Source organism: Pseudomonas sp. CBS (assembly GCF_024734645.1).
Taxonomy (GTDB): domain Bacteria; phylum Pseudomonadota; class Gammaproteobacteria; order Pseudomonadales; family Pseudomonadaceae; genus Aquipseudomonas.
On record NZ_CP102929.1, the window covers coordinates 5,327,950 to 5,342,566 of the forward strand.

Sequence of the window (14,617 nt, forward strand, 5' to 3'; positions counted from 1 at the left end):
AAAGCCCGTCTGCGCGGGGTGAGTGCCCACCCTCACACAGTAGCGGTTGACCGGGAAAAACGCGTAGAAAAACTGCGCGCTTGTCGCTTTTGAGCAAGTGCGTCTACACCTTGAAGTGCAGCGCGTTGGTCAGGTCACCCATGGGTTTCTGGCCGCGTGCGACCATCGATTCGTCCCGCAGCTTGATGCCGTCGAGTTTCTCCAGCTGGAACACCCGGGTGATCAGGCGCAGGATCGACGCCGTGTCGTACACCGTGTGATCCACCGTGCCCTTGCGCGCGAACGGTGAAATCACCAGCGCCGGAATACGCGTGCCCGGGCCCCAGCGGTCGCCTTTTGGCGGGGCCACGTGGTCCCACCAGCCGCCGTTCTCGTCGACGGTGATGATCACCACCATGTTTTTCCACTGCGGGCTTTCCTGCAGCATCTTCAACGTACGGGTGATATGCCGGTCGCCCGAAGCCACGTCGGCGTAACCGGCGTGCATGTTCAGGTTGCCCTGGGGCTTGTAGAAACTCACCGCCGGCAGCGTGCCGGCCTGGGCGTCGGCCATGAAGTGGTTGGTGCTCGGGTCGTCGCCCAGGCCGCCATCGCGCAGGCGTTTCTTGCGCTCGGTCGGGTTTTCCGGGCCTTGTTGCTTGAAGTAGTTGAACGGCTGGTGGTGGTACTGAAAGCTCGGGATCTTCGGAATCGCTGCCGAATCCTTGTGCTCATCAATCGTCGCCTGCCAGGCGCCGCCGTACCAGGCCCAGTCAACGTTTCTCTTCGACAGCTTGTCGCCGATATGCTCGTGAGACTGTGGGACCAATACGCTGGGCAGGTCCGGCTTGGCGTAGTCCGGGCGTTCCGGGTCGCGGATCCAGGTGGGCCAGTAGGGCGGCGCCATGGTGTTCACCGCATAGCCATCCGGGGTCAATGCGCTCGGACCGAATTGCGGCGGGCCGGTCATCGCGCTGGCGGGGGATTTGTCCAGCGGCTTGAGGCGCGTGTCGGTCGGGTCGTCGCTCTGCAACGTGGCGATCTGCGACTTGGCCACTGAATTGGCAGCGTCCGGGTAGAACGGCACCTGGGCGCTGATCAGGTACTGGTGGTTGAGGTACGACCCGCCAAAGGCGCCCTGGAAGAAGTTGTCGCACAGCACAAATTCCCTGGCCACGTCCCACAGGCGCAGGGAATAGCGGGTTTGCGGGTAATGGCCGAAGGTCAGCGCGCCCGAGTCGGCCCAGGCGACGAAACGGTCGTTCTTGCCGCCGTTAATCTGCATCTGGTTTTGATAGAACACGTGCCACAGGTCACGGGTGATCAAGGCCAGCGGCAGGTCTTCACCGTCCGGGCCTTTCAACGCGAAGGGAGCATTGGGCAAGTGTTGCTGATATTGAGTGGCGCTGGGGTAGATCACCCCGTCGATGGTCTGCGGGCCCAACTGGGTCACGCCGCCCCACACCTCAGGCAAGGTGTCCAGCAGGCTGCCGTCACGGTCGTGTTGCTGGTAGTCGGCGGGCTTGAGCGCGGAGAGCGGGCTCTCCACGCCGGGGAAGTCGGCAAACAGATTGTTGAAGCTGCGGTTCTCGCCGTAGATCACCACCACGGTTTTCACGTTGTCGTGCAGGGCCTTGTCCAGTTCTGCAGGAGTCAGTTCGCGGTCGATCGGCGGGCCCGGCTGCTCAGCTGTGCCGCCGCAGGCGCTCAGGGTGGCTCCGACCCCCAGTACCGCCGCACCACCCAGAAAACGCCGACGGCTAGTGTCTATTGGCGGCTTTTCAGCATTATCGGAAGAAGGGCGATCTTGGTGCTCGTCACTCATTACTGGGGATCCCTACTGGATAGTTGTTGCAATATGTTTCGCGGAAACGGTATCAGCGGATTGTGACGGATGGAAGACACGAGTGGGATGACGCCAGCATGTTTACCCATCCCAAGCACTGCTAGACTGGCACGATATTGCATGCCTCGAGGTGAATCATGAAACCTTCAACCGCCCTTGATCTCAAGAGAGTGGCCGTGCGTGAAGTGGTCGGGCGCTTCCGCACCTCCAATCCCAGGGTATTCGGCTCTGTTTTACTCGGTACCGACAAAGAGGGCAGCGATCTCGATTTGCTGGTTGATGCACTTCCGGGTACCACGCTTTTTGACCTTGGCGGGCTTCAGGTTGAGTTGGAGGATTTGTTGGGGGTCAACGTTGACCTGCTGACGCCTGGCGACCTGCCATTGAAGTTTCGTGCCCAAGTCTTGGCAGAGGCCAGGCCTGTATGACGTCAAATCGTATTGGTGATTACCTGGAGCACATACGCCAGGCATCATCTGACGCGATTACCTTTGTCGACGGTTTGAGCAAGCCTGAGTTTTTTGAAGACAAGCGTACTCAGCAAGCCGTGATCATGAGTTTGATCATCATCGGCGAAGCGTCGACCAAAATAATGGATCAACATCCAGAGTTTGCAGCCGCCCAACCGCAGGTGCCTTGGCGCAGTATGCGAGGGATGCGCAACCGGATTGCCCATGGTTACTTCGATATAAATCTTGAAGTGGTATGGGACACGGTCCAGCACGCGCTACCTGAGCTGCTGAGCAACCTGCCAGCCGCACCCGCCTGAAGAGCGGGTGCAGCTTCGGAAAATTAAGGCATCACCGGCGGCAAATATTTAAGCGTCGTGCCCAGCGCCCACAGCAAAAACAACACCAGCGGCGTATGCACCAGCAACTGCACAAACGAAAAGCCGATCAAGTCCCGCGCCTTCAGCCCCAGCACGCCCAGCAGCGGCAGCATATAGAACGGGTTGATCAGGTTCGGCAGCGCTTCGGCGGCGTTGTAGATCTGCACCGCCCAGCCCAGGTGATATTCCAGGTCATTGGCGACCTGCATCACGTACGGCGCCTCGATGATCCACTTGCCGCCGCCCGACGGGATAAAGAAGCCCAGCACCGCCGAGTACACGCCCATCAACAGCGCGTAGGTGTCGTGGGACGCAATCGAGGTGAAGAAGGTCGAGATATGGTGCGCCAGGGTCGCGCCGTCACTGCCTTTGACCACGGTCATCAACGCCGCAATCGAGCCATACAACGGGAACTGGATCAGTACCCCGGTGGTGGTCGGTACCGCACGGGCCACCGCATCCAGGAAGCTGCGCGGGCGCCAGTGCAGCAACGCACCCACCATCAGGAACAGGAAGTTATAGGTGTTGAGCCCCGAGATCGCGCTGATCGCCGGCTTGGTCGAAAACTCATGGAACAGCCACCCGGCCGCCAGCAACGCCAGCAGGATGGTCAGCAACGGGCTGTGTTCCAGCCATTCGCCCGGGCGGGTTGGTGGATGCGGCTTGGGCAGGTTGAAGGCCGGGTCGACCCCGCAGGCCTTGGCGTCACGGGCGGAGTTCGGCCCGGGCGCGGTGGCGTAGGCGATGATCAGCGAGACCACGATCAGTGCCAGCAACAGCACGCCGGATTGCCACAGAAAGATTGTCTCGGTGAACGGAATCATCCCGGTGATCGACAGAATCGACGGCGGCAAGCTGGCCGGGTTGGCCTGCAACTGCGCCGCCGATGACGACAGCCCCAGCGCCCAAACGGCACCGAGACCGAGGTAGGCCGCAGCACCGGCCGCGCGATAGTCCATGCGCAAATCCGTACGACGGGCCAGTGCACGCACCAGCAAACCGCCGAACACCAACGACAGGCCCCAGTTGAGCAACGAGGCGACCATCGAAATCAGCGCCACCCACGCCACGGCAGAGCGGCCGTTCTTCGGGATGCGCGCCAGGCGATCGATCAGTTTCACGGCGGGTGGGGAGCTGGCGACCACGTACCCGCCAATCACCACAAAAGCCATTTGCATGGTGAACGGGATCAAGCTCCAGAAACCGTCACCAAAGGCCTTGGCGGCCTCGGTCGGCGCGGCGCCCATGCTCAGGGTCGCCACCGCGACAATGATCACGGCGAGGGCGGCAAACACCCAGGAGTCCGGAAACCAGCGCTCGGCGAAGTTTGAACAACGCAGGGCGAATCGGGCGTAGCGGCTGTCTTCGATAGCATCGGCCACGTTCAGTACCTCTATTTGTATTTATTATGGGGGCGGCAGTTTTGCTGCATGTTCCTCTACGGCTATTCATTTGGGAATGTAGTTATCTTCATTGATCAATGAGTAAAGCAAATATATCCAGTGTGATTGCCATCACTCGGCCCAGCTCATAACCTGCAGTCCATTTCGTTTGTCTGCCGAGCTTTTCCATGACTGCCACCTCTTATCCACAGGCGCAGCGTTTCTCCCGCTCCGACTACAAAACCCTGGGCCTGGCCGCCCTGGGCGGGGCCCTGGAAATCTACGACTTCATCATCTTCGTATTTTTCGCGCTCACCCTCAGCCAGCTGTTCTTCCCGCCGGAAATGCCCGAGTGGCTGCGCCTGCTGCAAAGCTTCGGCATCTTCGTCACCGGCTACCTCGCGCGCCCGCTGGGCGGAATCCTGATGGCGCACTTCGCCGATCACCTGGGGCGCAAACGGGTGTTCAGCCTGAGCATCCTGATGATGGCGCTGCCGTGCCTGCTGATCGGGATCATGCCCACCTACGCACAAATCGGTTATTTCGCGCCCTTGATCCTGCTGGCGCTGCGCATCCTCCAGGGCGCGGCGGTGGGCGGGGAAGTGCCGAGCGCCTGGGTGTTTGTCGCCGAACACGCGCCAGATAATCATCGCGGCTATGCCCTCGGCTTCCTGCAAGCCGGGCTGACCTTCGGCTACCTGCTCGGCGCGCTGACGGCGACGCTGCTGGCGCAAGTCTTCACCCCGGCCGAAATCCTCGACTACGCCTGGCGCTTCCCGTTCCTGCTGGGCGGCGTGTTTGGTGTGATCGGTGTCTGGCTGCGACGCTGGCTCAGCGAAACCCCGGTGTTCCTGCAGATGCAGGCCCGCCGCCAGGCCGGCGCCGAACTGCCCCTGCGCACCGTCTTGCGGGAGCACCGCAGCGCGCTGCTGCCGGCGATGATCCTGACCTGCGTACTCACCTCGGCGGTCGTAGTGCTGGTGGTCATCACCCCGACCATGATGCAGAAAACCTTTGGCATGAGCCCCAGCCACACCTTCGCCCTGAGCGCGCTGGGCATCGTGTTCCTGAACATCGGTTGTGTGCTGGCCGGGCTGCTGGTGGACCGCATCGGCGCCTGGCGCGCGGTGTTGGTCTACAGCCTGTTGCTGCCGGTGGGGATTGCCGTGCTCTATGCCAGCCTGATTGCCGGCGGCGTATGGCTGGGCGCGGCGTATGCGATTGCCGGATTGAGTTGTGGGGTGGTGGGCGCGGTGCCGTCGGTGATGGTCAGCCTGTTCCCGGCGCAGGTGCGGGTGTCGGGGATTTCCTTCACCTACAACATTGCCTATGCGCTGTGGGCGAGTACCACGCCGCTGATGTTGATCGCACTGATGCCTACCAGTCCGTGGATCTGCGTGGGGTATTGCGTGGTAATGGGCGCGGTGGGCGCAGTGAGTGCGGCACATTTTGGCAAGCGCCACCCCACCTGATCGTTCCCACGCTCTGCGTGGGAACGCCTCCCTGGACGCTCCGCGTCCGCTCTTGTGACGCTGAGCCTCACGGAATGCATTCCCACGCGGAGCGTGGGAACGATCATTACGTCAGGAAGTGCCACATCAGTAATGTGCCCACCAGGCCCACCACCGACACGATGGTCTGCAACACCGACCACACCCAGATCGTCTGCTTCAGCTGCAAGCCGAAGTACTCACGCACCATCCAGAAGCCGGCATCGTTGACGTGGCAGAAGAACACCGAGCCGGCACCAATCGCCAGGGCAACCAGTGAGCTTTGCGTCGCCGCCAACCCCGCCATCATCGGTGCGAGGATGCCCGCCGTTGTCGTGGTGGCGACGGTCGCCGAACCCGTCGCCTGACGCAGCGCCACCGCAATCAGCCAGGCCAGCAACAGGTACGGCATGTGCGCGCCTTCGGCCACCTTGCTGATGGTCTGGCTCACGCCGGCATCCAGCAGGGTTTGCTTCAACCCGCCGCCCGCGCCGATGGTCAGCAACAGCACCGCGATGGGCGCCAGTGCCTTGCGCAAGGTATTGCCGACATCGGCCCGTGGCATGCCACTGGCCCAGCCCAGGCAAATCACTGCGGCAATCACCGCCAGGCCCAGCGCGATCAACGGCTCACCGAGGAATTTCAAGGTCAGTGCCACCGGGCTTTCCGGCGACATGGCGACCTTGGCCAAAGTGCTGCCAAGCATCAGGATCACCGGCAACAGGATAATCAGCAGCGACACACCAAAGCTCGGCTGACGCGGCGCCTTGGGCGGTGCGCTGAACAGCGCGCCAATGTCGGCCGGCTCGTCCACGTGCATGCGCTTGGACAGCCAGTTGCCGTACAGCGGGCCCGCCAGAATCACGGCCGGTACCGCCAGGCAGAAGCCCAGCAACATGGTCAGGCCCAGGTCGGCGTGCAATGCGCCCACTGCAATCAGCGGCCCCGGATGCGGCGGCATCAAAGCGTGCAAGGTGGTCATGCCCGCCAGCGCCGGAATCGCGATTTTCAGCAGCGGCTGGTTCGAACGCTTGGCCATCACAAAGATGATCGGCACCATCATCACCAGGCCCACTTCGAAGAACAGCGGCAAGCCAATCACCATCGCCACCAGCGCCATCACCCAGGGCAACGACTTGCCCTTGCCCAACCCCAGCAGGGTGGTGGCGATACGGTCGGCAGCGCCGGACTCAGCCATCAACGCGCCGAGCATCGAGCCCAGGGCAATGATGATCCCGGCTTCACCGAGGATCGCCCCGGCGCCTTTGCTGAACGCCTTGGCCACTTCTTCCGGCGGCAAGCCGGCGCCGACACCGGCGATAAACGTACCGATCAGGATCGACAGGAAGGGCGGCAGCTTGGTCGCACTGATCAACACAATGATGCTGGCGATGGCCAGTAATACGCAGAACATGAGGCGGGTGTCGTGAACCATCCACGCGGCAGTCGATAACTCCAAAACGGGACTCCTTATCGAACAGGTTGGCTAATATGTTTCTTTTTGTTTCCTGCTCGAAAAGCATACCTGATACAACGGTTCCAGAGCGTTCATGTTCAATTTTGGTGCGCATGGCGTAACACCCAACTGACGGCAGGATGACAATTTCGCAACCCATGCCGGTGGTTTTGACCTATAGCTCTATGATCAACCGGACCACGACCCACGAGGACATTTCATGAGTGCAGGACACAGCCACGCCCAGGTACGCGCCGGCCACGAACGGCTGTTATGGATCGCATTGGCACTCACCGGCAGCTTCATGATTGCCGAGGTGATCGGCGCCTTTATCACCGGCAGCCTGGCGCTGTTGTCTGACGCCGCGCACATGATGACCGACGCCTTGGCGCTGGGGATTTCCCTGGTAGCGATCCAGGTGGCCAAGCGCGCCGCCGACCGCAAGCGCACGTTCGGCTATGCGCGGTTCGAGATTCTGGCGGCGGCGTTTAATGCGCTGCTGTTGTTCGGCGTGGCGTTCTACATCCTGTATGAGGCGTATCAACGCTTGCAGGCGCCCGCTGAGATCCAGTCCACCGGCATGCTGGTGATCGCGGTGCTGGGGCTGATCGTCAACCTGATTTCCATGCGATTGCTGAGTGCGGCCAGCGGCGAAAGCCTGAATGTGAAGGGCGCGTACCTGGAGGTCTGGAGCGACATGCTCGGCTCCATCGGCGTGATCATCGCGGCGTTGGTGATCATGTACACCGGCTGGGGCTGGGTGGATTCGGTGGTGGCGGCGGCGATTGGCTTCTGGGTGTTGCCACGCACCTGGACACTGCTCAAGGAAAGCATGAACCTACTACTGCAAGGTGTGCCGGATGGCATTGATATCGACAAGGTGGAGCAGGCGATTCGCGGCGTTCCCGGCGTCAAGGACGTGCACGACCTGCATATCTGGGCCCTCACCAGCGGCAAAAATGTGCTGAGCACTCACTTGGTGGCGGATTCGGCGCAAGGCACCGAGCAACAGATCCTCAGCCAGGTGACGGAATTACTGCATGAACAATTCGATATTTCCCACGCCACGATCCAGATCGAGGGCGAAGGTTTTCAGCATGACGAGCACGACGAGGTGCACGCCTGACCGTCATTCACGGTCTTCCAGCACATAACCCACGCCGCGCAAGGTATGGATCAACTTGCGCTCGAACGGGTCATCGATCTTCGCCCGCAGGCGGCGGATCGACACTTCCACCACATTGGTGTCGCAATCAAAGTTCATGTCCCATACGAACGAGATGATCTGCGTGCGAGACAGCACCACGCCGCTCTGACGCATCAGCAAATGCAGCAGGGCGAACTCCTTGGTGGTCAGGTCGATGCGCTGCAAGCCGCGAAACGCCCGGTGGCGGCCTTGATCCAGTTCCAGGTCGGCCACCCGCAACACATCCGGCACCGGCGAGTGCACGCTGCGGCGCATCAAGGTACGCACTCGAGCGAGCAATTCGGGGAATTCAAACGGCTTGACCAGGTAATCATCGGCGCCCAGGTCCAGGCCCTTGATCCGGTCGGCGAGGCGACCCTGGGCGGTCAGCATCATGATCCGCGTGCTGCTGTTCTGGCGGATGCGTTGCAACACATCCCAGCCATCCATCAGCGGCAAATTGACGTCGAGCATCACCAGGTCATAGGCGTGCTGGCGGGACAAATGCAAGCCGTCGGCACCGGTGGCGGCACAGTCGACGATATAGCCACTTTCGCTCAATCCCTGATGTAAATAATCGGCGGTTTTAGGTTCGTCTTCGATGACCAGAATACGCATGTCGGGGATCCCGCTGGGCAGTGGAAAGTTGCCGGGAGCTTAAAGCAAAAGCCCGTGGCAGAGCCGTTGATAACGGATTTGTAATGTTCTGGCCACTCCTCTGATAAGTACTGAAAGTTACATTGCCCACCTGTTAATTCATGGGCATGGAACTCTGGTTATGCCAACTTTTATAAGCACGTTCATGGGGCCCGCCGTTCTATTGCTGATGACGGTTCAGGGCGTCAATGCGCAAACCCTGACCCTCGAATCGGCCCTGCAAACCGCCTTCGCCAACAACCCGGATATGGCCGCTGCACAGTGGGAAATCGACATCGCCCAGGGCGGTCGCCAACAGGCCGGTTTGATCCCGAACCCGGTCGCCTCTTGGGATGCCGAAGACACCCGCCGCAACTCGCGCACCACCACCGTCAAGCTGAGCCAGACCCTGGAACTGGGCGGCAAGCGCGGCGCACGGATTGATGTTGCCACCCGCGCCCAGGAAGCCGCCGCACTGACCCTGGAGCAGCGTCGCAACGGCCTGCGGGCGGATGTTATTGACGGTTACTACGGCGCGCTTCGGGCCCAGGAACGACTCGACCTGGCCCAGCGCTCATTGGCATTGGCCGAGCGCGGCCTGGTGGTTGCCAACGGTCGCGTCACTGCCGGCAAATCGTCGCCAGTGGAAGCCACCCGGGCCCAGGTTCAGCTCTCGGAAATCCGCCTCGAATTCAACCGCGCGCAGATGGGCCTGACCGACGCCTATCGCCGCCTCGCCGCCAGTACCGGCGCGGCCAGTACCGACTTCCAGGCGGTCGCCACCCAAGCCCAGGCGGCACCTGAATTGCCGCCGACCGCGCAGTTGCTCGGGCGCCTTGAGCAAACCGTCGAACTGCGTTTGGCCGAGCTGCAAATCGTCCAGGGTGAAGCGGCCCTGGGCCTGGAAAAAGCCCAGCGCATTCCCGATCTCGACGTGTCCATCGGCAGCCAGTACGACGCCAGCGTACGTGAGCGGGTCAACGTGGTGGGCGTGTCGATGCCAATCCCGCTGTTCAACCGCAACCAGGGCAACGTGCTCGCCGCCAGTCGCCGTGCCGACCAGGCCCGCGACCTGCGCAACGCCGCCGAACTGCGCCTGCGCACCGAAACCCGCCAGGCCCTGGACCTCTGGCAAACCGCGAATACCGAAGTGCGCTCGTTCAACCAACAGATTCTGCCCGCCGCCCAAAGCGCCGTGGACAGCGCCACCCGTGGCTTCGAGATGGGCAAGTTCAACTTCCTCGACGTGCTCGACGCCCAGCGCACCTTGATTGCGGCCCGCACCCAATACCTCGCGGCGACCGCCCAGGCCACTGAAGCCTGGGTGCGTATCGAACGGATTTACGGCGACCTCGCCCGGTTTTGAATTGTCAGGAGCGTTCCATGAATAACAAACACACGATGGCGCTGGCCATGATGCTGATGCTGGCGTGGCCGGCCATCAGCGGTGCGGCTGAGGCGGAAGAAGAAGGCAAACTCGAGCTGACCGAACAGCAGATCGAGGCCGCCGGCATTCAACTGGCCCCGGCGCAATCCCGGCAGATCAGCACCGTGCTGTCACTGCCAGGCGAGGTGCGTTTCGACGAGGACCGCACCTCCCACATCGTCCCGCGTGCCGCCGGCGTAGTGGAGTCGGTGAAGGTCAACCTCGGCCAATCGGTGAAGAAGGGCGAGTTGCTGGCGGTGATCGCCAGCCAGCAGATTTCCGATCAGCGCAGTGAACTGGCAGCCAGTGAACGCCGGGTGGTGCTGGCCCGCACCACCTTCCAGCGCGAGCGCCAGTTGTGGCAGGACAAAATCTCTGCCGAACAGGATTACCTGCTGGCGCGCCAGGCGCTGCAAGAGGCCGAAATCGCCCTGAACAATGCCCGGCAAAAGATGAACGCCCTGAGCGGCAGCGCCGTATTGGTCGGCGGCAATCGCTACGAATTACGCGCGCCATTCGACGGCGTGGTGGTGGAAAAACACTTGGGTGTCGGCGAAGTGGTGAGCGAGACCAGCAACGCCTTCACCCTGTCGGACCTGTCCCAGGTGTGGGTCACCTTCGGCGTGTTCCCCAAGGATTTGAACAAGGTCCGAGTCGGCAAACCGGTGAAGGTCACCTCCTCGGAGATGGGCACCGAAGTGCTCGGCACCGTGGCCTATGTTGGCAACTTGCTGGGGGAGCAAACCCGCACGGCCACCGTGCGCGTCACGGTGCCGAACCCCGACGCTTCGTGGCGTCCAGGTCTGTTCGTCTCCGTGCAGGTTGCCACTGACACTTACCAGGCCAAGGTCACGGTCCCGCAGGAAGCGATCCAGACCGTCGAAGACAAACCCTCGGTGTTCGTGCGCACCGGCGACGGCTTCATGACCCGGCATATCGAACTGGGCGTCAGCGAAAACGGTTTCGTCGAAGTCCGCCAGGGCCTCGACGCCGGCGCGCAGGTGGCCACCGTCGGCAGCTTCATCCTCAAGTCCGAGTTGGGCAAGGCCTCAGCCGAGCACGCCCATTGACCCTGCGAGTGATTTCCCATGTTTGAGCGCCTTATCCAATTCGCCATCGAGCAGCGCATCATCGTGTTGCTGGCGGTGCTGTTGATGGCCGGTGTCGGCATCGCCAGCTATCAGAAATTGCCCATCGACGCGGTGCCGGATATCACCAACGTCCAGGTGCAGATCAACTCGACGGCGGCCGGGTTTTCACCGCTGGAAACCGAGCAGCGCATCACCTTTCCCATCGAGACCGCCATGGCCGGGCTGCCGGGTTTGCAGCAGACCCGCTCGCTGTCGCGCTCGGGCTTGTCCCAGGTCACGGTGATTTTCAAGGACGGCACCGACCTGTTCTTCGCCCGCCAATTGGTCAACGAACGTTTGCAGGTGGCCCGCGAGCAATTGCCCGATGGCATCGAAACCATGATGGGGCCGATTTCCACCGGGCTCGGGGAAATTTTCCTGTGGACCGTGGAGGCGAAAGACGGCGCGCGCAAGGAGGACGGCTCAACCTACACACCGACCGACCTGCGGGTGATTCAAGACTGGATCATCAAGCCGCAACTGAGAAACGTGCCGGGCGTGGCCGAGATCAATACCATCGGCGGCTTTGCCAAGGAATACCAGATCGCCCCGGATCCCAAGCGCCTCGCGGCCTACAACCTGACCTTGGGCGACCTGGTCACGGCGCTGGAGCGCAACAACGCCAACGTCGGCGCCGGCTACATCGAGCGCAGCGGCGAGCAATTGCTGATTCGTGCGCCAGGGCAAGTCGGGTCCATCGACGACATCGCCAACATCGTGATCACCACCTCAGACGGTACGCCGATTCGCGTGCGCAACGTCGCCCAGGTCGATATCGGCCGTGAGTTGCGTACTGGCGCCGCCACTGAAAATGGCCGCGAAGTGGTGCTGGGCACGGTGTTTATGCTGATCGGTGAAAACAGCCGCACCGTGTCCCAGGCGGTCGCGAAAAAACTCGAAGAGATCAACCGTTCGCTGCCTGAAGGTGTGGTGGCGGTCACCGTCTACGACCGTACCAACCTGGTGGAAAAAGCCATCAGCACCGTGAAGAAAAACCTCTTCGAAGGGGCACTGCTGGTAGTGGCGGTGTTGTTCCTGTTCCTCGGCAATATTCGCGCCGCGCTGATCACCGCGATGGTGATTCCCCTGGCGATGTTGTTCACCTTTACCGGGATGTTCACCAACAAGGTCAGCGCCAACCTGATGAGCCTCGGCGCGCTGGATTTCGGGATTATCGTCGATGGTGCGGTGGTGATCGTCGAGAACGCCATCCGCCGCCTGGCCCATGCCCAGCAGCGCCACGGGCGATTGTTGACCCGCAGCGAGCGCCTGCATGAAGTGTTCGCGGCGGCCAAGGAGGCGCGGCGCGCGCTGATCTTCGGGCAACTGATCATCATGGTGGTGTACCTGCCGATCTTCGCCCTTACCGGGGTGGCCGGGAAGATGTTCCACCCGATGGCGTTCACCGTGGTGATCGCACTGCTGGGGGCGATGATTCTGTCCGTGACCTTCGTACCGGCAGCGATTGCGCTGTTCGTCACCGGTAAGGTCAAGGAGGAAGAAAACCTGGTGATGCGTACCGCACGTCGCGTCTACGCGCCGGTGCTGGATTGGGTTATGGCGCGCCGCCCGTTGGTGTTCGGCCTGGCGGTGCTGACCATCGTGGTGTCGGGTGCGGTGGCCAGTCGCATGGGCAGTGAATTTATCCCCAGCCTGAGCGAGGGTGACTTTGCCCTGCAGGCCATGCGTGTTCCGGGCACCAGCCTCACGCAGTCGGTGCACATGCAGCAGCAACTGGAAAAAACCTTGATGGCCGAGGTGCCGGAAATCGAGCGGGTATTCGCGCGCACTGGCACTGCGGAAATCGCCTCCGACCCGATGCCGCCGAACATCTCCGACAGCTACGTGATGCTCAAGCCCAAGGACCAGTGGCCCGACCCGAAGAAGTCCCGCGAGGCGATCATCGCCGACATCCAGCGCGCCAGCGCGATTGTGCCGGGCAGCGTTTATGAACTGTCGCAACCGATCCAGCTGCGCTTCAACGAGCTGATTTCCGGGGTGCGCAGCGACGTCGCGGTGAAGGTGTTTGGTGACGACATGGCGGTGCTCAACAAGACCGCCGGGGAAATCGCCGAGACCTTGCAAACCCTCAAGGGCGCCTCGGAAGTGAAGGTGGAACAGACCTCCGGCTTGCCGGTGCTGACCATCAATATCGACCGCGACAAGGCCGCGCGCTTTGGCCTGAACGTGGGTGATGTGCAAGACACGATTGCCGTCGCCGTGGGTGGGCGCCAGGCCGGGACGATGTACGAAGGCGACCGGCGTTTCGACATGGTAGTGCGTTTGTCCGACGCCCTGCGTACCGATATCGAAGGCTTGTCGCGGCTGTTGATCCCGATTCCAGCATTGGCGAATAACGCGGCGGGGCAGTTGGGGTTTATCGCGCTGTCGGAAGTCGCCAGCCTGGACCTGGTGCTCGGCCCCAACCAGATCAGCCGCGAAAACGGCAAGCGCCTGGTGATCGTCAGCGCCAACGTGCGTGGGCGGGATATCGGCTCGTTTGTCGAGGAAGCCGGGACGGCCATCGGCACTCAGGTGAAAATTCCTGCGGGCTACTGGACCAGCTGGGGCGGCCAGTTCGAGCAGTTGAAGGAGGCCTCCGAGCGCTTGCGCATCGTGGTGCCGGTGGCGTTGCTGCTGGTGTTCGGGTTGCTGTTCATGATGTTCAACAACCTCAAGGACGGGCTGCTGGTGTTCACCGGGATTCCCTTCGCGTTGACCGGCGGGATCATGGCGCTGTGGCTACGGGATATTCCGCTGTCGATCTCGGCGGGCGTGGGCTTTATCGCGCTGTCGGGGGTGGCGGTGCTTAACGGGCTGGTGATGATCGCGTTCATCCGTAGCCTGCGGGAGGAGGGGCGTTCACTGTCGGTGGCGATTAACGAAGGCGCCCTGACGCGCTTGCGCCCGGTGTTGATGACGGCACTGGTGGCCTCCCTCGGGTTTATCCCCATGGCCCTCGCCACCGGTACCGGCGCCGAAGTACAGCGCCCGTTGGCGACGGTGGTGATTGGCGGGATTATTTCGTCGACGCTGCTGACCCTGCTGGTATTGCCGGCGCTGTATCACTGGGCGCATCGGCGTGAAGAACAGGAAGACCGCCTGAAGCCTGACCAATAACCTGTGGCGAGGGAGCTTGCTCCCGCTGGGCTGCGCAGCAGCCCCAACACCGGCGACCACTTTCAGCTGAAAGAATGCGGTGGGCTTTTTAGGGTTGCTGCGCAACCCAGCGGGAGCAAGCTCCCTCGCCACACTGG

General features: G+C 62.0%; 11 protein-coding genes. 7 read left to right on the forward strand and 4 right to left on the reverse strand.

Annotation, left to right across the window (positions count from 1 at the left end):
- Positions 1-103 precede the first annotated feature (103 nt).
- Positions 104-1,804 carry an acid phosphatase gene (acpA, locus tag NVB75_RS24250; protein ID WP_258343655.1) on the reverse strand — a complete coding sequence of 567 codons (1,701 nt, stop codon included), beginning with the start codon at positions 1,802-1,804 and terminating at the stop codon, positions 104-106.
- 158 nt (positions 1,805-1,962) lie between these two features.
- Between acpA and NVB75_RS24255 the strand changes: the two genes are divergently transcribed.
- Positions 1,963-2,253: a nucleotidyltransferase family protein gene (locus tag NVB75_RS24255; RefSeq protein ID WP_076014916.1), complete on the forward strand. Its 291-nt coding sequence runs from the start codon at positions 1,963-1,965 to the stop codon at positions 2,251-2,253.
- Complete coding sequence (locus NVB75_RS24260; RefSeq protein ID WP_093201916.1) at positions 2,250-2,594, forward strand: DUF86 domain-containing protein; 345 nt, start codon at positions 2,250-2,252, stop codon at positions 2,592-2,594. The genes NVB75_RS24255 and NVB75_RS24260 overlap by 4 nt, the downstream gene beginning before the upstream one ends.
- Before the next feature lie 23 nt (positions 2,595-2,617).
- Here the strand turns inward: NVB75_RS24260 and NVB75_RS24265 are convergent, their stop codons facing one another.
- Positions 2,618-4,036 (reverse strand): short-chain fatty acid transporter, encoded by a 1,419-nt coding sequence (locus NVB75_RS24265; RefSeq protein ID WP_177026458.1) that lies wholly within the window; start codon positions 4,034-4,036, stop codon positions 2,618-2,620.
- A 188-nt stretch (positions 4,037-4,224) separates the two neighbouring features.
- Here NVB75_RS24265 and NVB75_RS24270 point away from each other — a divergent pair, with 188 nt between their 5' ends.
- The gene (locus tag NVB75_RS24270) at positions 4,225-5,508 is read left to right on the forward strand and encodes an MFS transporter (RefSeq protein ID WP_258343658.1); all 1,284 of its coding nucleotides are present in this window, start codon (positions 4,225-4,227) and stop codon (positions 5,506-5,508) included.
- Between the two features lie 106 nt (positions 5,509-5,614).
- Here NVB75_RS24270 and NVB75_RS24275 read toward each other — a convergent pair whose 3' ends face one another.
- Entirely contained in the window at positions 5,615-6,985 is a 1,371-nt protein-coding gene (locus NVB75_RS24275; protein ID WP_023659163.1) for a gluconate:H+ symporter, read from the reverse strand.
- Positions 6,986-7,202: 217 nt separating this feature from the next.
- Between NVB75_RS24275 and NVB75_RS24280 the strand changes: the two genes are divergently transcribed.
- On the forward strand, positions 7,203-8,108 hold the full coding sequence (locus tag NVB75_RS24280; protein ID WP_258343659.1) for a cation diffusion facilitator family transporter: 906 nt from the start codon (positions 7,203-7,205) through the stop codon (positions 8,106-8,108).
- A gap of 3 nt (positions 8,109-8,111) precedes the next feature.
- Here the strand turns inward: NVB75_RS24280 and NVB75_RS24285 are convergent, their stop codons facing one another.
- Complete coding sequence (locus NVB75_RS24285; protein WP_008437506.1) at positions 8,112-8,786, reverse strand: heavy metal response regulator transcription factor; 675 nt, start codon at positions 8,784-8,786, stop codon at positions 8,112-8,114.
- Positions 8,787-8,946: 160 nt separating this feature from the next.
- On the opposite strand from NVB75_RS24285, the gene NVB75_RS24290 reads away from it, so the two are divergent.
- From NVB75_RS24290 to NVB75_RS24300, 3 genes are read left to right on the forward strand one after another with little or no spacing between them, the layout of a single operon-like run.
- On the forward strand, positions 8,947-10,170 hold the full coding sequence (locus tag NVB75_RS24290) for a TolC family protein (protein WP_258343660.1): 1,224 nt from the start codon (positions 8,947-8,949) through the stop codon (positions 10,168-10,170).
- Between the two features lie 17 nt (positions 10,171-10,187).
- A complete protein-coding gene (locus NVB75_RS24295; RefSeq protein ID WP_258343661.1) occupies positions 10,188-11,300 on the forward strand; it encodes an efflux RND transporter periplasmic adaptor subunit in 1,113 nt (370 codons plus the stop codon).
- Positions 11,301-11,318: 18 nt separating this feature from the next.
- Positions 11,319-14,480: a CusA/CzcA family heavy metal efflux RND transporter gene (locus NVB75_RS24300; protein WP_258343662.1), complete on the forward strand. Its 3,162-nt coding sequence runs from the start codon at positions 11,319-11,321 to the stop codon at positions 14,478-14,480.
- Positions 14,481-14,617 lie beyond the last annotated feature (137 nt).